This is a genomic window from Pedobacter fastidiosus (genome assembly GCF_014306625.1).
GTDB classification, from domain to species: Bacteria; Bacteroidota; Bacteroidia; order Sphingobacteriales; family Sphingobacteriaceae; genus Pedobacter; species Pedobacter fastidiosus.
Map to the genome: position 1 here is coordinate 20764 of NZ_JACRYL010000027.1, position 21845 is coordinate 42608.

Annotated in this window: 17 protein-coding genes; 16 read left to right on the plus strand and 1 reads right to left on the minus strand. The window is 41.6% G+C overall.

What is annotated here, in order from left to right; genetic code table 11:
• Positions 1-279 precede the first annotated feature (279 nt).
• The 10 genes from H7U22_RS20505 to H7U22_RS20550 all read left to right on the plus strand — a co-directional run bounded on the left by H7U22_RS20505 (position 280) and on the right by H7U22_RS20550 (position 16064).
• Positions 280-819 (plus strand): BfmA/BtgA family mobilization protein, encoded by a 540-nt coding sequence (locus H7U22_RS20505; RefSeq protein ID WP_187073214.1) that lies wholly within the window; start codon positions 280-282, stop codon positions 817-819.
• A 3-nt stretch (positions 820-822) separates the two neighbouring features.
• Positions 823-1758 carry a DUF5712 family protein gene (locus H7U22_RS20510; protein ID WP_187073215.1) on the plus strand — a complete coding sequence of 312 codons (936 nt, stop codon included), beginning with the start codon at positions 823-825 and terminating at the stop codon, positions 1756-1758.
• A gap of 16 nt (positions 1759-1774) precedes the next feature.
• Positions 1775-3799, plus strand: coding sequence for a conjugal transfer protein MobC (gene mobC, locus H7U22_RS20515; protein WP_187073216.1), 2025 nt, complete (start codon positions 1775-1777; stop codon positions 3797-3799).
• A gap of 249 nt (positions 3800-4048) precedes the next feature.
• Entirely contained in the window at positions 4049-4627 is a 579-nt protein-coding gene (locus H7U22_RS20520) for an RNA polymerase sigma factor (protein ID WP_187073217.1), read from the plus strand.
• 89 nt (positions 4628-4716) lie between these two features.
• Positions 4717-5835 (plus strand): FecR family protein, encoded by a 1119-nt coding sequence (locus H7U22_RS20525; RefSeq protein WP_187073218.1) that lies wholly within the window; start codon positions 4717-4719, stop codon positions 5833-5835.
• A gap of 221 nt (positions 5836-6056) precedes the next feature.
• Positions 6057-9401 (plus strand): SusC/RagA family TonB-linked outer membrane protein, encoded by a 3345-nt coding sequence (locus tag H7U22_RS20530; protein WP_187073219.1) that lies wholly within the window; start codon positions 6057-6059, stop codon positions 9399-9401.
• Between the two features lie 10 nt (positions 9402-9411).
• The gene (locus H7U22_RS20535; protein ID WP_187073220.1) at positions 9412-10785 is read left to right on the plus strand and encodes a RagB/SusD family nutrient uptake outer membrane protein; all 1374 of its coding nucleotides are present in this window, start codon (positions 9412-9414) and stop codon (positions 10783-10785) included.
• Between the two features lie 13 nt (positions 10786-10798).
• On the plus strand, positions 10799-12091 hold the full coding sequence (locus H7U22_RS20540; RefSeq protein ID WP_187073221.1) for a TlpA family protein disulfide reductase: 1293 nt from the start codon (positions 10799-10801) through the stop codon (positions 12089-12091).
• A gap of 966 nt (positions 12092-13057) precedes the next feature.
• Positions 13058-14311, plus strand: a complete 1254-nt coding sequence (locus H7U22_RS20545; protein WP_187073222.1) for an aminotransferase class I/II-fold pyridoxal phosphate-dependent enzyme — start codon at positions 13058-13060, stop codon at positions 14309-14311.
• 13 nt (positions 14312-14324) lie between these two features.
• The gene (locus H7U22_RS20550; protein ID WP_187073223.1) at positions 14325-16064 is read left to right on the plus strand and encodes a TetR/AcrR family transcriptional regulator; all 1740 of its coding nucleotides are present in this window, start codon (positions 14325-14327) and stop codon (positions 16062-16064) included.
• A gap of 57 nt (positions 16065-16121) precedes the next feature.
• On the opposite strand, the gene H7U22_RS20555 is transcribed toward H7U22_RS20550, so the two are convergent.
• Positions 16122-16349: a hypothetical protein gene (locus H7U22_RS20555; RefSeq protein WP_187073224.1), complete on the minus strand. Its 228-nt coding sequence runs from the start codon at positions 16347-16349 to the stop codon at positions 16122-16124.
• A gap of 382 nt (positions 16350-16731) precedes the next feature.
• Here H7U22_RS20555 and H7U22_RS20560 point away from each other — a divergent pair, with 382 nt between their 5' ends.
• From H7U22_RS20560 to H7U22_RS20585, 6 genes are all read left to right on the plus strand, one after another.
• Positions 16732-17604: an RteC domain-containing protein gene (locus H7U22_RS20560; RefSeq protein WP_187073225.1), complete on the plus strand. Its 873-nt coding sequence runs from the start codon at positions 16732-16734 to the stop codon at positions 17602-17604.
• 136 nt (positions 17605-17740) lie between these two features.
• A complete protein-coding gene (locus tag H7U22_RS20565; protein WP_187073226.1) occupies positions 17741-18271 on the plus strand; it encodes a hypothetical protein in 531 nt (176 codons plus the stop codon).
• 47 nt (positions 18272-18318) lie between these two features.
• Entirely contained in the window at positions 18319-18663 is a 345-nt protein-coding gene (locus H7U22_RS20570; RefSeq protein WP_187073227.1) for a DUF4134 domain-containing protein, read from the plus strand.
• Between the two features lie 2 nt (positions 18664-18665).
• Positions 18666-19001 (plus strand): DUF4133 domain-containing protein, encoded by a 336-nt coding sequence (locus H7U22_RS20575; protein ID WP_187073228.1) that lies wholly within the window; start codon positions 18666-18668, stop codon positions 18999-19001.
• On the plus strand, positions 18988-21459 hold the full coding sequence (locus H7U22_RS20580; protein ID WP_187073229.1) for a TraG family conjugative transposon ATPase: 2472 nt from the start codon (positions 18988-18990) through the stop codon (positions 21457-21459). The genes H7U22_RS20575 and H7U22_RS20580 overlap by 14 nt, the downstream gene beginning before the upstream one ends.
• 17 nt (positions 21460-21476) lie before the next feature.
• Complete coding sequence (locus H7U22_RS20585) at positions 21477-21845, plus strand: hypothetical protein (RefSeq protein WP_187073230.1); 369 nt, start codon at positions 21477-21479, stop codon at positions 21843-21845.

The window sequence follows — 21845 nt, forward strand, 5'->3', positions numbered from 1 at the left end:
AAATTTGCTGTATTTAAATCCCACTATGAAAAGTACAGCAACGTCCACCACAACCCCATTTTTTATCCGCATTGCTTCGGGCTCCTCGCAATGTCCTTTTCCCTTCAAAGAAAAGGAGCAAGCGGAAGTTAGGCAGAGCCTTACTTTATGCCCCTACGCTACTGCTACGGGGTGTGGAAGCATTCTCCGGGAATGCTTTACTAATCAAAATGTTCAGTTAAGTGGCAAAAGTGAATTCCCTAAAAAATTCCAACTGCTAATAAATATCGGATAACCAATATGGAAAAGGAAAACGTTAACACCATCAAATACCCTGCTATGCTGGATGCCAAACTGGATAAGATAGCTCTTGAGCTAGGGCTAAGCAAGCGGGCTTTATTCATCAAAATGGTAGAATACTTTTACAGGACAAAAAAAGATCCCACAGATGTAAGTGATGACCTGTTAAAGAATTCATTTGCCAAAAGCCATAAAACCTACACCAGTTTCATCAAGACCCAAGAACAGCTATTGCTCATCCCGATGAAAGAGGCAATGGACAAGATGATCTCCAATCAAAAGGATATCGTCAAATACTTCAACGAGCAGGTCGTTGGTGCAAACAAAACCATCCTTAAAAACCAGCAGGAACAAAATTCCAAACTTTTGGAAACAGAAAAACTGTTAGCCAAGGTGATAGATGGAAAGGAAAAACTAAAGGCAAATTTTATCCTAATCCTTAATGCTTACATCAGAAACCGCGAAGAACTGGGCTCGTTCAAATCAAGGGAAAAAGAAGAACTCATCGAAGATGTTAGAAAACAGGTAGCAAATCTTTAGGCAATGTACATCAATATAACCGATAGTGAAAAGGGAGATAACAAAGCCAGTAGCGGAGCGCTGGTACATTATCTGGACAAGGAGAACAGGCTGTACAAGCCCGAAGAACCAATGTTATGGTTCAATGGCAGTACCGATACCGTCCAAGCTTATGAGGTCAAGAATAAACTGGACAACAATGTGGCAAAACTATGCAGAGAAGATGCAAAATTCTTCCTGATCAACATCAGTCCAAGCCAAAAGGAGATCAGCCACCTAAAGGAACTTTATGGCGAGAATGGTGCAAGGGAAAACCTGAAAGCTTATGCAATCAAGGTGATGGATGGGTACGCAAAGAATTTCAAGCGTGCAGATATTAATTCTGGCAGTGACCTTTTATGGTTCGGCAAACTTGAAAACTACCGCTATTATTCATACAAGGATAAAGAGGTAAAAAGCGGACTGGTAAAACGGGGAACGGCAAAGCCTGGCGAACAGATGCATGTTCAGGTGATCGTAAGCCGAAAGGATATCACCAACAAAATCAAGCTGAGCCCGATGAACAAATCAAGGGGCAGAAATGCAGAACATTCTAAAAAATTGGGCCAGTTTGATCGGGTAGCGTTCAAGAACTCGGGAGAAAAACTGTTTGATCAGCAGTTTGGATTTGACAGGCCAATTTCAGAAACCTTTAAATATGCCAACACCAATGCAAAAGGGAACCTGAAGGAAAGGCTTAATATGCGTTCAGCAATTAGCCACCGAAAACCTCTCAAACCAGAAAATACCGTTGAAGCCACATTGGAACCAACCACCTATCTCAAGCTGCCAGAGCCGACCGACTATCTAGGTATTTTACTGGAAAAGCAAAACAATGAATCCTTGGGTGCAGGTCTTAAGAAGAAACGAAAACGCAGAAAACATAAATCACAGGATAACGAACAGGGATTAAGTATGTAACTATAAAAATATTATTATGAATACAGGAGAAGACATTCAAGGTCTAAGAAAGATCATCGACTTTACAAGGCTGATCAGCATTTTCATTTTGGCCATCCATTTTTACCTTTGCTGTTACGTTGCTTTTCAGCAATGGGGATGGACAGCCGAGATAACAGACCGATTGATCGGCAATATTTCAAGAACCGGGCTTTTTAAGGGACTGCTCATTCCAAAGCTTTCCGCACTGCTTTTACTGGTTGTTTCCCTAGTGGCGGTCAAGGGTAAGAAGGATGAAAAGATACAGAAGAACTCGATTATTGCCTACCTATTGACCGGACTGTTGCTCTATTTTATCAGTGCACTCTGTTTTTACCTTTATGCAACACCGAAAGTGATTGCGATTTTGTATATCGGGATTACCATAACAGGCTATATGCTGATCCTGAATGGTGGAGGCTTGTTGAGCAGGCTCATCAAAAACGGACTTAGCAAGGATGTTTTCAATTCGGAGAATGAAACTTTCCCCCAAGAAGAGCGACTACTAGAAAATGAATATTCCATCAATCTCCCTGCGAAATATAGGCTTAAAAATAAGGTAAGGGATAGTTGGATAAACATTATCAATCCATTTCGGGGGATTCTGGTTGCCGGAACACCTGGCGCAGGAAAGACCTATTTTGTGATCAGGCACATCATCGACCAACATATCAAAAAAGGCTTTTCGATGTTCATTTATGATTTCAAGTTTGATGACCTTTCCAAGATCGCCTACAATAAACTGATAAAATACCACAAGAACTATAAGGTAGTACCAAAATTCTATACCATTGATCTGGAAAATCCAAAGCACAGGTGCAATCCGCTTTCACCAGAGGGAATGGAAGATATTACCGATGCGGCAGAAGCTTCTCGGACGATTATGTTGGGACTGAACAGGGACTGGATCAAAAAACAGGGCGATTTTTTTGTGGAGAGTGCAGTTAACTTTGTTACAGCGGTAATCTGGTATTTAAGGAGATATCAAAATGGGAAATATTGTACACTGCCACATTTGATTGAGCTGATCCAGTATGATTATGACCCTTTGTTTGCCGTGCTAAAAGAGGAAGAGGAAATCAGGCCCCTGATTAATCCCTTTATTTCGGCATTACAGAGAAAAGCAATGCCCCAACTAGAGGGACAGATTGCATCGGCAAAGATTGGACTAGCAAGGTTGTCATCTCCACAGCTTTATTATGTGCTAAGCGGAAACGATTTTACCCTTGACCTGAACAATCCCGAAGAACCCAAGATTATCTGTGTGGGCAACAATCCGCAGAAATTGCAGGTGTATGGTGCGGTATTATCATTGTATATTTCAAGGGTAATCAAACTGGTGAACCGAAAAGGCCAGTTAAAGAGCAGCCTGATCTTTGATGAATTCCCAACGATATTTTTCAATAATATGGATAGTCTGATTGCAACGGCAAGGAGCAATAAGGTTTCAACCACCATTGCGGTACAATCTACCGAACAACTGAAAAAGGACTATGGTGCAGAACAGGCGGATGTGATTACTGGTATCGTTGGCAATATTATCAGCGGGCAGGTTACTGGCGATACCGCCAAAAAACTCAGTGAGGGTTTTGGAAAGATCGTCCAGGATAAGGAAAGCAAGAGCATCTCAAGTAGCGATGTTTCCATTTCCAGGTCTACCCAAATGGATTCGGCCATTCCTGCTTCAAAGATTGCTGCCCTGTCATCTGGTGAGTTTGTTGGCATTGTGGCAGATAATCCAGATGAGAAGATCAGCCTGAAAATGTTCCATTCGGAGATACAGAACGACCATGATGCCATTGCGGAAGAAGAGGCTGGTTATAAACCCATTCCAGCAATCAATAAAATCAGTCAAGCGGATATTATGGAGAACTACATTTCCATTAAGGCCGACATCGATCGGTTGGTAAAAGAGGAATTGAAGAAAATCGAAGCTAAAAATCCAAAAAATCAGGAAGAAGTTAAAAAAGAAGATGAAAAAGGTGGAGATGAGCCAATAGAACAGCAGGGAATTGTGATGTAACCTGAGTCTTTATCTCAAAATCTAAAGATAAGAGGAGAAATATATCAAGAAAATTTAACGCTGTGCAATAAATTCAATTATATGGCGTATTTATATACGAGAGCGTTAATTTAGATAAGCGGGAATGGTCATTAAAAACTATTTCCGCTTTCTTTTTGGCTAAAAATTTAATAGTGGGGAATTATTAAGGAAATATTTTTTTAATATTGGCGTTGATTTTTAGTAAATTACAGGGGATATCTTACGGCAATGCTAGACTACAGCAAATATTCAGATGAAGAACTGACCGCTTTTTTAAAGCGGAGGGATCATGCTGCATTTACTGAAATCTATGATAGATATTGGCAACCCATGTTTATTTATGCCCTGAAAAGATTAAGGGATGAAGATCAGGCAGCTGACATTATCCAAGATCTCTTTACGCAGGTTTGGAACCGGGCAGATCAGCTATATATTGATACCGCTTTAAAATCCTATCTGTTTACCAGTGTCAGGAATCAGACTTTAAACATCCTCGCCAAAGACAAACGCGTTGAAGCGTACACAGAAAAATTGGCGTTTGCCTTTGTGGAGGGTTTAAACACAACTGATCAAGAAGTGAGTTTCCGTGAATTTTCTGCACTTTTAGAACAGGAGGTACGCAACCTGCCGCCAAGAATGCAGGCTGTTTATATCAAAAACAAAGAGCAAGGCTTATCTCATAAAAACATTGCTGAAGAATTGGGCATTACGGAAGACAGTTCAAAAACCACATTGAACCGTGCATTGAACGAACTAAGAATCAAACTTAAACCTTTCCTTTCTATCCTGCTGATTTTCTTCGGATAAATTATTTCACTTTTTTTATCTTTTGATGTTTACCTCGCAGGGTTTCATTTGTCATTACTATAGACAGCAATAAAATACTGTTTATAAAAATGACTAAAAAGGAAGCCCAGGAACTTTTGAATAAATATTTGAACGGTACATGCACACCGGAAGAAAAGATATTGTTTGAAAGTCTTGATAACAAAGTATTCAAAGAAGAGCCTGCAATTATCGAAAGACTGGACTATGATTCGATTAAGGCATCAATCTATAAAAATCTTCCTGCACCAGATCGCAGGCCGATTTTCAAACGTTTTATTCCTTATGTTGCTGCGGCTTCAGTAGCAGTATGCATTATTGCTGCTGGTCTGCTTTACTTCGGCAATAATACTGCATCTGTTGAACAGGGACAAGTAGCTAGTATTATTCCTGGCGGCAACAAGGCCATACTAACTTTGGCGAATGGCACGAAAATAAGCTTGTCAGATGCCAAATTGGGGCAGGTTGCTGCACAGTCCGGTGTAAAAATATCTAAAACAGCAAATGGACAATTGGTCTATGATGCTTCTGCTACGACTGCTGATATTGGTAAGATTGAATACAACACTATCGAAGCTCCGGCAGGAGGTCAATGGGAAGTGAGACTACCGGACGGCTCTGTCGTATTTCTGAATGCCCTGTCCAGCATTACCTACCCTACAAGATTTGTAGGAAATGAAAGATTGGTCAAAATGCAGGGCGAGGCGTATTTTGAAATTGCACATAATAGGGCGATGCCTTTTAAGGTGAGCAGTTTGGGACAGACGGTTGAGGTCTTGGGAACACATTTCGACGTGATGGCCTATGCCGATGAAAAAGTAATCAAGACAACTTTATTGGAAGGGTCGGTAAAAATCTCTGATCACGGACAGAACAAATTATTAAAACCGGGAGAACAGGCACAGGTCAGCGCAACAAATATCATTGTTACGAGTGATGTTGATTTGGAGGACGTAATGGCCTGGAAGAAGGGATATTTCAAATTTAACGAGAGCATTCAAAGTATCATGGCAAAGGTTAGCCGTTGGTACAATGTCGAAGTGATCTATGAAATGGATGCCAAGGCGAATCTTGCTTTTGGGGGTAAGTTGTCCAGGTCAAGGGATATTAAAGACCTTTTAAAAATTATGGAACGAACGGGGAAAGTACACTTTAAGATCGAAGGAAGGAGGATTACGGTGCGGGAATAATTCTACTTAAAGGTGATCCAAAAAAAACCGTCCCGGCGGGAACCGGAACGGCGATAGCTTTGGTAGCCTAATTGCAAAATTAAACTATTTATTGACCGCAGAATGCCAGAACCACTCGAAATGAAACGGCAAACTGCACCAGACAAGCTAAACAAATGTACAATTTTTACTTTAAGAAATTGATGCAGCCTCCGCGCTGCGTCCCTAAAATACTGATGATTATGAAGTTAACCACGCTTTTGCTCATCTTCTCAATTACGCAGGTTAGCGCGACATCTTTTGCACAAAAGGTCACGTTGAACAAGAAAAACGCGCCTTTGATCCAGGTGATGGACGAAATAAGAGCGCAGACTGGCTATGATTTTTTTTATGATCTAGAATTGATCAAATCCGCAAAGCCTGTCACCATTAATATTAAAGATGCGACTTTAACAGAAGCTTTAGAAAAATGCTTTGATCAGCAACCTTTTGTTTATGAAGTAGACGATAAAGCGGTAGTGTTGAAGGAGAAGGTGCCTTCCTTTTTGAATAAAGTTATTGATCGTTTTAAAGCCATTGACATTCATGGAAAAATCCTTGACGAAAATGGTTCTCCATTAATCGGAGCCACTGTCCTAATTAAGGGTGGTCGTACAAGTACGACCACCAACAATAATGGCGAGTTCTCCATGTCAAATGTCAAAAATGATGCAACACTACAGATTTCCTTTATTGGATACCTAACTAAAGAAGTTAAAGCCAGTTCGGATTTGTCACGAATTACACTGAACATAAATACGTCGAAATTAGATGAAGTACAAGTAATTGCCTACGGGACTACAACCCAACGTTTCAACGTAGGCAGTGTAACAAAGATTACTGCTGAGGAAATAGGGAAGCAGGCGATCAGCAACCCACTGGAAGCACTTCAAGGAAGAGTGCCGGGCTTAACCATTTCTTCTACAAGCGGTATACCGGGTGCATCTTTTAATGTACAGATCAGAGGGCAAAATACGTTGAAGCCCAGCACATCGTTTATCAGACCTAAAGATAACCCCCTCTTTATAATAGACGGGGTTCCCTTTGCGCCACAAAACGGTAATATCAATCAGTTCTCCTCCCTCGCTTCGCCAGGTATCGGTAATTTGTATAATAACGCCTATGGAGGACTAAGCCCATTTAACAGCATTAACCCCGGCGATATAGAAAGTATAGAAGTTTTGAGGGATGCAGATGCGACGGCCATCTACGGTTCGAGAGGAGGAAACGGAGTAATTTTGATCACAACGAAAAAGGGAAAAGCAGGCAAGACAGACTTCTCTTTAAATGTACGCGATGGCGTAAGTTTTATCGGCAAAACAATGCCGATGATGAATACCCAGCAATACCTGAGTGCAAGGAAAGAGGCGTTTGCTAATGATGGGTTAACTCCTAATGCCACATTGTATGACGCCGCTTATGCTCCCGATCTCACCATATTTGACACAACGAGGTACACGGATTGGAAAAAGGTATTTTTGGGAAATACGGCTCATAACCTTAATGTGGCTGCGTCGGTTTCGGGTGGTAACGAAAATACCCAGTTTAGGATTGGTGGTAGTTTCAATCGTGATACTTATATTTTCCCAGGCGATTTTTCAGATAACAGGGCAAACTTTGCCACTAACATACATCACGCTTCATTGAATAAGAAGTTTTCTATAGACTTTACAGCAACTTACTCTTATGACAAAAATAATTCTTCAGGAGCACCCAATATACTCGCCGCCTACACGCTTGAACCAAATTATCCGGCCTTAATAGATGCTCAAGGAAACCTTATCTGGGATTACAAAGGGGTCTCACTGGATGGCTCATATGCTGGAAGCAATCCTTTCGCTTATTTGAAAAGGATGTATAACATCACCAATCTGAACCTGAACAGCAATGTTTTATTGACCTATCAGGTTGTTAAAGGTTTGACACTAAGAACAAGCCTCGGATATAACACATTCGATAGTAAAGAATATTCCAACACCCCACAAGCTTCGCAAAATCCTGCATTTAACCCGTCATCATTGGCACAATTTGGTAATAATAATCTGTCAACATGGATAGCAGAGCCGCAAATTGAGTACAAGAGTAGCTACAAAAAAAATAACTACAGTATTTTAGTCGGTAGCACCTTCCAGCGGAATGCTTCGTCAAAAACGGAAATGGACGGTTATGGATATATCAACGATGCGTTATTAGGTTCCATATCCGGCGCAACCACTACATCTGCCTCTGATGCTTTTAGTGAATACAAATACTCGGCAATTTTCGGCAGGATAAACTATCGTTTTGATAACAAATATCTCTTCAATATTAATGGCAGAAGAGATGGTTCGAGCAGGTTTGGCCCGTCAAAACAGTTCGGTAATTTCGGTTCAGTGGGTGCTGGCTGGCTTTTTAGTGAGGAATCGCTGATTAAAAATAACTTCCCTTTATTGAGTTTTGGAAAGCTTCGGGGAAGCTATGGGATAACCGGGAGTGATGCAATTGCAGACTACCAATATGTATCCAGGTACGCTCCTGCGAAATACACTTATGGCGGGAACTTAGGCTATTTGCCGCAGAATCTGTATAATCCGCGGCTAAGCTGGGCTAATACAAAAAAGCTGGAGTTTGGACTGGAACTTGGTTTTAATCAGGATCGGGTGCTATTCAATGCCACATGGTATCGTAACAGATCAGGTGACCAATTGATTACCTATCAACTACCGGCGCAAACAGGCTTTCAAACAGTATATGAAAATTGGAACGCTGTTGTGCAGAATACGGGCTGGGAATTTTCAATTCAGTCTACCATTCTCAAAAATGGTCGGTTTTCTTGGAACAGTTCATTTAATTTAACCATTCCTCAAAATAAGCTTTTATCCTTTCCAGGGATTGAAAATTCAAGCTATTCGACAACGTACTTCGTCAGCAAATCTGTTAATACGGTTACGGGATATAATTATGCAGGTGTTGACCAAGCCACGGGTCTTTTCCAATTTGTTGCTGCCAACGGGCAACTGACCTCCACACCTACGTATGCTTCTCAAGGTAAAATGAACGACTACATCATTATTGGTAATACAGATCCAAAATTCTATGGAGGCTTTCAAAATTCCTTTAGTTATAAAGGGCTTCAATTAGATGTCTTCGTTGAGTTTAAAAAACAGCTTGGCATAAACTATCTCTCACAAGTTTATTCTCTTTTACCAGGTCTTGAGCAAAACCTACCGGTAACCTTATTACAAAGATGGCAATCACCCGGACAACAAACCCAGTTTCAACGCTTTTCATCTCAGTATGGACAGGAGTACGATGCCGCAAACAACTTCGTACAATCAAGCGGAATATATAGTGATGCTTCTTACATAAGATTGAAAACGGCTACACTTTCTTACACTATTCCTACAAGATTTCTGGGTAAAATAAACGTTCGCAGCTTGAGACTATTTGCAACCGGCCAAAATTTATTAACAATCACTAACTATAAAGGAAACGACCCTGAAACACAAAATTTTTATGGGATACCGCCATTAAAAACCATCAGCTTCGGCCTTAATCTTAACCTCTAAAAATATCGTTATGAAAAAAACATATCCTGTTTATTTAAGCATCGTTTTGTTAGCGATGTTTATTCAATCTTCGTGCAAAAAATTTGTTCAGACAGACGGCCCACGAAACCAACTTACATCCGCAGCTGTTTTTGCGGATAGCACAGATGCAAATGCCGCTATTCTTGGAATCTATGCCAATATGATGCAAGTAGGGTCTTTCGGCTTTTGTTCAGGTGCATTATCGCTGTATCCGGGCTTGTCCGCCGATGAACTTTATTTGTCTGCGAATGATGCTTCGGCAGCACAGTTCTATAACAATCAATTACTTCCAGATAATGATAAGTTGCAATCTTTATACATATATGCCTATAAGTATATTTATGAAACAAACGCTTGTATTGACGGCATATCGACTTCGGTTAAAATATCTGATTTGAATAAAAGCGCAATGATTGGAGATGCAAAGTTTTTGCGTGCGTTCTTCTATTTTAATTTGGTCAATTTGTATGGTGCCGTACCGCTTGTTACCACAACTGATTATAACGTATCAAGATTAATTGCACGATCTACAACAGATTTGGTTTATGCGCAGATAATAGCCGACCTAAAATATGCTCAAGCTAACCTTCCGGTAAATTCAAGCCTGAAAGAACGAGCGAACTATTATTCAGCAACTGCTTTGCTTGCGAAAGTGTATTTATATTCCGGTCAATATGCGGCGGCGGCGGCTGAGGCAGATAAAATAATCACGTCTGGAAAGTTCGCAATGGTCAGTAACTTGAATAGCGTCTTTTTATCTTCAAGCAGCGAAACTATATGGAACCTTTTGCCTGTATTACCACAACAGGCAACTTTTGAAGGATTATATTTCGTACCGACCACCAGTACGGCAAAACCTAAATATGTAATCGCAAATAGCCTTTATAACTCTTTTGAAGTGGGTGATCTGCGAAAGTCCACTTGGATAAAGGCCAATAATGTAGTAGGGCAAATATATCCGTATCCTTACAAATACAAAATTGGCAAAACAACTGGAAGTATAACGGAATATTCTGTCGTATTTCGCCTTGGCGAAATATTTTTGATCCGTGCAGAAGCCAACGCAAATATCGGCAATCTAAATGGTGCGATAAGTGATTTGAATGTGATCAGAAAACGAGCTGGTTTAGCTGGTACAACCGCCGTTGACAAGCCAGCCCTATTATCCGCGATTGAAAAGGAAAGGCAGGCAGAACTTTTTTGTGAATGGGGAAACCGATGGTTCGATTTAAAGCGAACAAACAGGGCTACTCAGGTACTTGGCCCGTTGAAGGTGAATTTTAAAAGCACCTCGGTTTTATATCCAATATCGGTGTCTGAATTAAACGCCAATCCAAATCTAACCCAAAATACGGGCTATTAATACTTATAAAATTATGAATAAGATACTTTCAGCTATAATTTTAACGCTAATACTTGTGAATCACACTTTTGCACAACGGATTCCAGCAAAACCTCAAGAGTTAAAAATTGGCGATACCATACCTGACATCACCATAGGTAACATTATTAATTATCCGGCGGCTACTATAAGGCTATTCGATTTTAAAAACAAGCTACTCATTCTTGACTTCTGGGCAACCTGGTGTGCATCATGTATAACACATTTTCCCAAAATGTATGCGTTGCAGCAATCCGAAATCGGCAAAGTTGAGATTTTACTGGTCAACAGTAAAGATACCAGAGATACAGAAGTTGGCGTAACCGCATTCTTAAATAAAAGAAAAAGCCAGTACAGTTTCCCCTGCGTAGTTATGGATACCGCTTTAAACAAGTTGTTCCCACATCATAGTTTGCCGCATTACGCAATTATCAAGAATAATAAAGTCGTCGCCATCACAGATGCAGAAAGCATTAATCACGCAAGTATAGATCACCTGTTAAATGATACAACATTTTCAATGTTTGTTAAAAACGACAACATCTTTGATAAGGCAAAGCCGCTGTTTGTTGACGGTAACGGGGGTGAAACTCCGGCATCCATCTACAGAACAATGATGACGGGGCAAGTTAGAGGACTAAATGGTTACTTTGGATTTCAAAAGGGAAAAGAGGGTTTGATTACCCGCGTCTATGCAATAAACCAAACACTGGCATCACTGTACATAATAGCTAATCCCTCTTATGGCGAATTTGAAAAAAGCCGCATTTTGTACCGGGCTAAGAATTTTGAGTTATTTCCCGATGATAAGAATAGCGACGAAGACATTTGTAAAAAGCAATTTACTTATGAATGCTCGTTTCCGCCATGTGATAAAGTTTCGGCATTAAGCATCATGCGTGCAGATCTTAGCCGGTATTTCCATCTTAAAATTGATAGTGAGTATAGAGATACGCTTAGTTATGTGCTAAGGTTGAATAACCCCAAACGAATAGCGATAGCTCCTGCGGAATTAAAGGCTGAAACTAACATTGATGAAGTTAACAATGCGCCGAAATTCCTGAACAACCTGCCTGTGGATTATTTACGTCGCGAACTTCAAGAGTTTTACAAGATACCCTTCATAAATGAAACTAAGTTAACGGATAACATTATTCTAACTCTTCCGGCTAATTTGATGGATATTGCAGCACTTACAGAAAGCCTTCGAAAGCAGGGCATAACACTATCCCGTGAAAAAAGAAAGGTATCCTTTCTCACATTAACAGAAAAGCGAATAGCCGATTAGAACATCATTGATTATTTATCCAAATTCTTATGCTAAAATTAAGAAAATGAAACCATATACTATGCCTTAAAGCCCTTATTCCAGTAAGAAGCTACGGTCAAACCATAACGGGAACCTTACGTGATGTAAAGTAGTATGCTTGATCACCTTACGATTGTTATGACGAGTATTTATACATATCACACTCGTAGATGGGATGTTTGATGATCGGAAAGTTGACGAAAAAGTTTTTAAAGTCTCTTTGTTCTTTATAGGTCAGTTAATATTAGAGCGTTTCTGAAAGAGCAGGAGGAATTTCAAAATTAAAACCTTGTATTAATCTTCTGTTAAGTTACTAATGAAATTGATCATGTAATGAAAAAAGCACGTTAATAGTTTCAACCAACGATTCTGGTGCGCTGGAAGGCACTGGTGCGTTGGTTTACAAGTTTCAGTAACGTGCCTAAGTAAAAAACATATTGATATTATTTGCAGAATAAATGCACACCTCTTAAATACTCCGTCGTTCTTTAGTTTTTTCATTTTAATAGTATGAGAAACAGTTAGTTAATAGATTAAAAAGTGCCTGTTGATGGAGCGATAGGCCTTTTTTATGTTTTGAGTTAGTTTTAGTTCATAATAAATGTGGGCACTGATTGGAAACTATCAGCGTCTTTTTAGATTGAAACGATAATGATTAATGTGCCTATGGTGAGATTATATGCGACTTATTTATACAACTATGAAATATGAATTGGAAAAACCTGGAAAAGCTGGTGTCGAGGTTGCGGACGGCTTCTACAGTTTAAAAATATTTCTTGGTATGAGCGGTTCGGAATTTCCATTTTTCACGAGCACAATCTTTGTTCTCGGCTGTACTTTTTGAGGCGAAAGGTAAAAAACCCTCACCAATATTTTTAGAATATCGCCCCTAATTCCCCACATAGGGTATAAACCACAACGAACTTGCTTAAAAAACAGATAAGCATGAAAACAATTGATTTTGAAAAAGCAAGTTTTAAAGACTTCGAGAACATTGAAGGAATGGATCCCTATGGATGGGCGAAATTATGGAACCAGTATGTAATTGACCGTAGCAAGAACGGGCAGTTCAATTATCGGCAGGAAAATCTTTCAGGTTGTGGGCCAGAGATCGAACTCAATTTGCCCAGTAATCCGCACCGCAATTTTGTGAGTTTGGTGTCGAACGATTACCTCGGGTTTACACAGCATCCAAAGGTAAAAGCATCAGCCATTGCCGCAATTGAAAAATACGGTTCTGGCGCTGGAGCATCTCCCGCGATTGGAGGCCACTATATCTTTCATCAGGAAATTGAAGATAAGATTGCAAAGTTTTTCAAAAGGGATAGTGCGATCGTTTTCAGTACAGGCTATACTGCCAACAGTGCGTCATTACAGGCTCTGCTCAAAAAAGAAGACTTGGCGATACTGGATATGGCCGTTCACGCAAGTGTGTATGAAGGTTGCCTGAATACCAATGTGAAAACATTTCTGCATAATAACCTTGAAGCGTTGGAACGCATACTACAGAATTCGAAAGATAAATATAGAACCCGAATGGTAATTATCGACGGTGTATATTCCCAGGATGGGGATTTGGCTCCATTGGATAAGATCGTTCAGTTGACCAAAAAATATGGTGCCTATTTAATGGTGGATGATGCACATGGAACTGGGGTAATTGGCGATACGGGTAGAGGTGTTATCGAACTACATAATTTATATAAGGAGGTGGACATTATTACGGGAACGTTCAGTAAGACCTTCGCCCATCTTGGCGGTTACTTGGTGGCTAGCCCAGAACTGGTTGGTTTCTTAAAGTTTCAGGCAAGGCAACATATTTTTTCGGCTACCCTTTCTCCCGCTTCCGCCTGTATTTCGAGGGCAATTGAACTGGTAGATGAAGAACCGATATGGATGCACAAGCTTTGGGACAATATCGACTACTTGAAAACAGGGCTGGAATCCCTTGGTCTGGATACGGGAATAACGCAGTCAGCGATCATCCCGGTAAAGATCGGCGACATCAGCCTGAATGCAAAAATATGTGGGATGCTGCTTGAAGCGGGAATATATGCCAACCAGATCAATTATCCAGCCGTTTCAAGGAAAGATGCAAGGGTAAGGATGAGCGTAATGGCAACCCATACACATACACAATTGGACAAGGTGCTGAATGCCTGGGAATGGGTAATTAAGAAAACACATTTGAATAAATAGCAATAATCGGGTTTTGACAAAGAGACGGCTAAATAAGATCAGGGATGCTGATGCAACAAAAAGAAAATTTTTGGATGCAATTGGGACGATTTTGACCCAGCAGGGCTTTAGTGCCATCAGAACGAACAATATTGCTAGGTTACTCGGGAAGGATAAAAACTTGATCCGTTACCATTTTGGCAGTTTAAATGGACTGCTGAAAACCTATATACAGGATAAAGATTACTGGAAGCCATTTTTTGAGCGGTTTCGTTTTTCGGATAATCCAGATGCGAAAGAGATTGAAGCGCTTTTTGTTGGCTTGATGCAGGAGAACTTCAAGGTATTCTCAGCTAATGAGGAAATGCAGAAGATTATTCATTGGCAGATTTCAGAAGCAAGCGCACTCATGAGAAGCATTTCTGACGAACGTGAACTGGAGGGTGACAAACTGTTAAAAATGGCAACGCCGTACTTCAGGGAAAGCGGGGTAAACTTTAAGGCAATAATCGCTTTGCTTTTGGGAGGAAGTTATTTCATGGTGCTTCAACACAAAGCGATCAATGGTGTGATCTGTGGCATCGACCTAAATAGTGAAAAAGACAGAGGGAATGTACTGGTAGCCATAGAAAAAATAATAGAGTGGTCTTGGCAATATGCCGAGAACAACGTTAACGATAAATTACAATCTACCGAAAAGATGACTTACGAATTTGAACAGCTCGAAAAACTATCGGAAAGCTTGCTTAAAGACGCGACCGACCCTACTGCTTTTAGCGAATTGGAAAAAGAACTTAAACGCTTAGAAAGAGTGTTGTTGAAACAGCTGCTGGAACTTTCCAATGAAACGCAGATCAGCAATTTCCTGCAAGTCAACCTCTACCGGATGGGCGAAATATGCGACAGCCATTTTGATCCGAATAGTGAAGGCAATGAAGTGGCGCAGGCGATACTTAACCTGATGGATCATTTGACTTCGCAAGTGGAACCACTATTGCCAGATACTATGAGTCTTCCGAAATTGTTCTGCAAGCAACAGTCCTTGGCCTATCAAGATAAATGGCAGTTTCTGAAAAACTGGCTCCAGAAAATTGGAATAGATGAACAGCTTTTACTCATAACGGGTCTGCCATTTGAGCAATTTACCCATGATGGAAAAATGCGCTGGCACAACTATAAATACCTTAAAAAGTTCGAAAAGGTATTCGAAGAACTTGGTGAAGAACTTCCACAGGACAACTACCAGTTGATGCATTTGCTGATAGGTCTGGGTTTCAACCACGTTCGGTTTGAAAACTACTGTACCAAAGCGTTTGTTGCCAAAATAGATGGCCTTGCTGGTGCCGAAGCAAAATCAATCTTAAAAACTGAAAGAACGAGACTATTTCAGGTCAACCTGTACACCAAAATGGTATTTGACCAGGATAGAAAACCAGTAGACGAGGCCTTGGCAAAATGGATCGATGCGACCATCAAGGGGCTGGCAGATCGTCCGAAGGAAATTCAGCTAAATCCGTTAAAGCTGAAAACAAGGCTGACGGCGATGCAACTGGCACTTTTTGAAAAAACGCTCTATGCGCACGGCTTTTATGACGAGCCCAATCTTGATGTTTTTTCCGAAAAGATTGCCTGTAATTTTTCTACCAAGGGGCAGGATGTACTTTCGGCGCCGAGCGTAAAATCAAAAATGTACACCAAGGATGTTTCTGCAATCAAGCCACTGGAACCGATGGTGGCGGCGGTGCTGGAAGACCTTCGCAGTTTTATGGGATAGCATAGTTTTTAGTTTAGTAATAGTTGGGGCTGGGCAGATTAATCTGTCCGGCCTTTTTTATGGATCGATCAGGTGCCCCATCTGGTTCACCTCCAAATACTCTACATACTCATAGATCAGTTGCTGGGTAAATCCCGGCAAGGTCAACAGGTTAACCGTTCGATGTTGTAACAGGTCTGAAAAGGAATGAAAGCCGAGTATTTCCGTGATTGTTTTGAACTCGGTACTTAGTGGGCTTTTGGCAATTGGCTTATCCAGAATATCTGCCTGTACTGATTGCTTCATAAGATTGGTTTTAATCTGCCATCCCGAAATGCAGAATTCTATAAAACGATATAGCGCGGGACACGAACTACACCTGTCTTAGAGGCCCCGCGAAGAGCCCGAGTACAAGATAAGCCGCACCCGCGCTACAGCGCAGGCGAACAGCCTATTTTTCTCTTGTACTCTTTTGAAATTTCGCGGGTTTCTAAGACAAGTCAAATAGCTATCGCTATATAATATTTTATATTGGGCAAATATAAGCATAAGGTTGATAAAACGGTGTACATGTTTTATACATCCACTTTTTCCCCGTGCAGGGAATTGCGTCTTTTGACCATCACCTGCCCAGTGGAAGTTCTATCAGTCAACTGGTTATGGCAGGTATCATTTAATCCCAGATGTTATGATCCAAGAATTGAGTAGCAGATTGCTAAAGCAATTGGAACCCGAACTGGAAGAGATTTCCTTTCAGGCGCTTAGTCCCATCAAACGGTTAACAACTGCCATGAAACCGATCAGGCAGGCCCTTAAAAAACTAAAAAGCTATATCGACGACCATCCTTTTGCATCCCCAGAGGAGGAGATCAGGTTTTTTAAGTACATCAAACCAGATTTCTACCAGTGGCAGATCTACTTCAATGAACTCTATACCATAGAGGAGAATATTCCGTTCGCCGATGCGGATGCACAGCGATTGCATTTTGAAAATGAGCTCATCTATGTACAACGCTTTTTTAGGGAATACAATTTTCAGTACCAGTATTACAAACGGGATGCGAGCGAGCTTGACAACCTCTATTTTATCAGGGGAGCAGATAACGGAAGTCCGCTGGTACCCAATGTTCCAGAACTGGATGCCAGCTTTTCTACCAATAGCGATTACCTGTTTTCAAAGATCAAGGCCTTTGAAATGCTGCGGGAATGGCTGAGTGAGCGGATCAACCACCTGAAGAAAAATCCATTGGCCAGTTATCAGCCCGGTTCGGACAGCGATGGCATACGCTGGACTGGTGAAAGTATCAACTTGGCCGAGCTAGCCTTTGGTATCCACAGAACCGGACAGGTAAATAATGGAACTGCTAGTATAGGTGCAATCTTCAGATGGTTGGAAGATAGATTTCAGGTCAGCATCGGCATTCCCTCCAAACGGCTGAGCGAGATCAGGCGAAGGACTTCCATCAGCCGAACCCGATACCTTGATGAAATGATCGAAATGGTCATCCAAAAACTGGACAAGGAAGATGAATACACGCCCGATAAAAATGGCAGAAAATAGCAATTGACTGAAAAGCAATGACAAGTAAAAAAATAGCTAGGGATATACCAACATGGATCAATAAAAAACCTGTCGTCTTTGAAAATTTGCTTTCAGAATCCTGGCGTAATTCAGCGGCAGGAAAAAAGAAATTTTTATGCTACAACAATTTACATGGCAACATTTTTTGGTTGCCACATTGGTACTTACCCTGATCTGGTACCTCGCCGTTATCCTGCTCTTTTATCGGGAAGAATTTTTTGGGCTGATCACCAGAAAGAAAATTGATGGTTCCGATAACCGTCTACCCCACCGATGGGAAAAGGGCGTTGACCAGTTGGATGTCAATATCGAAGAAGAGCCCGAGCTGATGGGTGCTTCTAAGCTTCCAGAAGGGATGAGCCTTACCACCAGCGATGCCTTTGGGTTTTCGGGCGGTATTTCAGAAGACAGCAAAATGGAACAGGTGGGTCTGGTGCCCGATGTACTCCAGGAACTTAAAGCTGTTTTTGCAAAACTTTCGCAGAACGATGGCAACAAAAGGGATTTTTTGGAAATGATGGCAGAAGTAAGGGAGAAGTTTCCAAAGCTGGTCTTCAATCCAAACATCGGAAAAATCAATGGTTTCATTTCCGAACATGCCCCCTTTCACCTCAGTGCCCAAGAGCTGGAAGATATTTGGGACTAGGGCAAAACATTCTCAATAAGCTAATTTTTAATCTTAACCATTTCAACATGAAAATCGAGTTCAATAATCCCAAGCAACAAAATTTTGCCAAGTTCCTGATTCTGGGAATCATCATCTGTGCGGTAAATATGCTCATTGGCAGCGATCTGTTTGCCCAAGATGGGAATGCGGGTATAGCCGAGGCCACCAATAAGGTCAAGAGTTATTTTGATACCGGATGTGACCTGATGTATGCCATCGGTGCAGTTGTCGGCATCATAGGAGCCGTAAAAGTTTTTAATAAATGGAACGCCGGAGAGCCTGATACCAACAAGGTGGCTGCTGCCTGGTTCGGTAGCTGTATCTTTTTGGTGGTAGTGGCAACCGTCCTTAAGTCATTTTTTGGGATCTAGTCATGGCCAGTATTTATCAGATCAATAAGGGCGTGTCAAAGCCGATTGTATTTAAGGGCCTGAAAGCGCAGTACATCGCCTATCTGGCGGTAGGCCTAGTGCTTTTGCTCATTGCTTTTGCAGTGCTCTACATTTCTGGGGTGAGTTTATTCATCGTATTGCCACTCATCCTTACACTTGGAACCCTGCTCTTTGTGGTCACTTTCAGGTTGAGCCACAGATTTGGAGAATTCGGGCTGATGAAGTACCTCGCCAGAAAAGGTTTGCCCAGAAGCCTGAAGTTCCGTTCCAGACGAATATTTACATCACTAAAAAATTCAGATTATGGTAGAAGCTAAGAATATACTGCCAATCTATAAGGTAGAGCACAACTGCATACTTTCCACCCAAGGAGATATTACCCTCGCTTATGAAGTTACACTGCCAGAAATCTTTACCCTTTCTGATCGGGACTATGAGACCTATCACCAGGCTTGGGTAAAGGCGATCAAGATCCTGCCACAGTTCAGCGTGTTCCACAAACAGGACTGGTTTACTGAGGGTGCCTATAAAGCGGATTTCAGCAAAGAAAACAACAGTTTCCTATCTGCAAGCAGTGAACGCTTTTTTAACCAGCGAGCCTGTTTAGACCACAAGTGCTACATCTTTCTGACCAAGAAACCATTGGGAAGAAAACCTTCATCTTCTGCATACTCTGGCATCCTTCGAAAATCGATTGTTCCCCCACAAACAATAAGCCCGCTACTTTTAAATGATTTTCTCGACAGCGCAGGCCAGTTTGAGCGGATACTTTCCGATAGCGGTTTCGTTTCGCTTAAGCGGTTGACCGATGATGAACTTGCGGGAACGGGGAACACTGCAGGTATCATCGAACGCTATGTTTTTCTTTTGGGAGCAGGACAGATGCCGATGATCAGTGATATCCAGATCAAGGAGGGCATCAGTATCGGCGACAAGCAGGTTGAACTATACACCCTTTCCGATGCGGAGGATATGCCTTCGCTATGTGGCAGCAGGATCAATTACGACAGGTATAGTACCGATCGGACAAAGTTTTCTATAGGCTTTGCAAGTCCGCTGGGAAGCCTGCTCAACTGTAACCACATTTTTAACCAGTACATCTTTATCGAAGATGCGCAGAAAACGATCAAAAGACTGGAAGCAAAAAAACTTCGCCTACAATCATTATCGGGCTACTCCAGGGAGAATGCCATTTCCCGTGATGCGACCAATGATTTTCTGAACGAGGCAATTGCCTCCCAGCGAATTCCGGTTAAAGCGCATTTTAACGTACTGGCCTGGTCGGATGAGGCATCCAAATTGAAAGACCTAAAAAATCTGGTGGGTTCGGCAATGGCGCAGATGGATGCGGTGGCCAAACGGGAAACCGATGGACAGGCGCAGATTTGGTTTGCCGGACTTCCGGGCAACGAGGCCGATTTTCCCATGAACGATACCTTTGATACGTTCGTGGAACAATCTGCATGCTTCTTTAACCTAGAATCCAACTACCGATCAAGTATCAGTGGCTTTGGAATGCGCATGGGAGATCGGCTTTCTGGAAGGCCTGTCCATGTGGATATTTCGGATGAGCCGATGAAACAGGGCATTACCACCAATCGGAACAAGTTTATACTTGGCCCCTCGGGTTCGGGCAAGTCCTTTTTCACCAACCACATGGTACGGAGCTATTATGAACAGGGAGCGCATGTGGTTTTGGTAGATGTTGGCCACAGTTACAAGGGACTTTGCGATCTGGTTGGCGGATATTATTTTACCTATTCCGAAAACGACCCTATAAAGTTCAATCCATTCTACCTTACTGATGGCGATGTACTGGATACCGAAAAAAAGGAGAGCATCAAAACGTTACTGCTTGCGCTTTGGAAAAAGGATGATGAACCGTTCCGAAGGTCTGAATATGTGGCGCTTTCCAATGCGCTCACCCTGTATTATGAACATCTGGGACATAATACCGATTTGTTCCCCTGCTTCAATTCCTTCTATGAGTTTCTGATGTCCGAATACATGCAGGTGCTGGAAAATGGAAAGGTGAAGGAAAAAGATTTTGATGTCGGAAACTTTCTTTATGTACTCAATCCATACTACAAGGGCGGTGAATTTGATTACCTGTTGAACGCTACCGAAAGCCTCGATCTGCTCCACGAAAGGTTTATTGTATTCGAGCTGGATGCGATCAAGGATCATGCAATCCTGTTTCCGGTGGTAACGCTGATCCTGATGGAAATGTTCATCTCCAAGATGAGAAAGCTAAAGGGAATCCGCAAGGTATTGCTGATTGAAGAATGCTGGAAGGCGATTTCAAAGGATGGAATGGCGGACTACATCAAGTACGTTTTTAAGACGGTAAGAAAGTTTTTTGGAGAAGCAATCGTGGTTACCCAAGAAGTGGAAGACATAATTTCCTCTCCGATCGTAAAGCAGGCCATCATCAATAATTCGGACTGCAAGATCCTTTTAGACCAGAGCAAATACCAGAACAAGTTCGATCAGATACAGGAACTTTTGGGACTGACCGATAAGGAAAAGGCGCAGGTACTCTCGATGAACAAGGCCAATGACCCCAAGCGCAAGTACAAGGAGGTCTTTATTTCCCTTGGTGGCCAGTACAGCAAGGTTTACCGAACCGAGGTTTCCCCAGCAGAATATTATGCCTATACCACCGAAGAAAGCGAAAAGATGCTCGTACAGCAATACGCCAAAAAATATGGAAGTGTGCAGAAGGGCATTGCCATGCTGGTCTCTGATCTCAACACTAAAAACCAAAATCGTTAAACCCTAAATGAAATGTTATGAAAATCAAGATCATTTTAATGGTGCTATCATTTGCCATCCTATTTGCCTGCAATCCCAAAAATAACCGATCGTTCTTGCCCGGCATATATGTAAATAATGCCGCTGGTAAATACAGTGTCGCCAGCGACACCCTTGTCATTGAAGCAGTGGAAGGAAATAGGTTTGAGCTCAACCGAAAGACCGGCTTTAACCTCATCAGGGATGGCAAAAAGGGCAAACGGGAATATGAGACCGAAAAATGGAACCCTGTTTATGATGAGGAAACTGGCGTACTGACAGAAAGCCGTAGGGGAAAAACACTCACGTTCTATCCCGATTCGAATGTGCTAAAGATCGGCAGCAGGTCGTATCAAAAAGTCAATTAA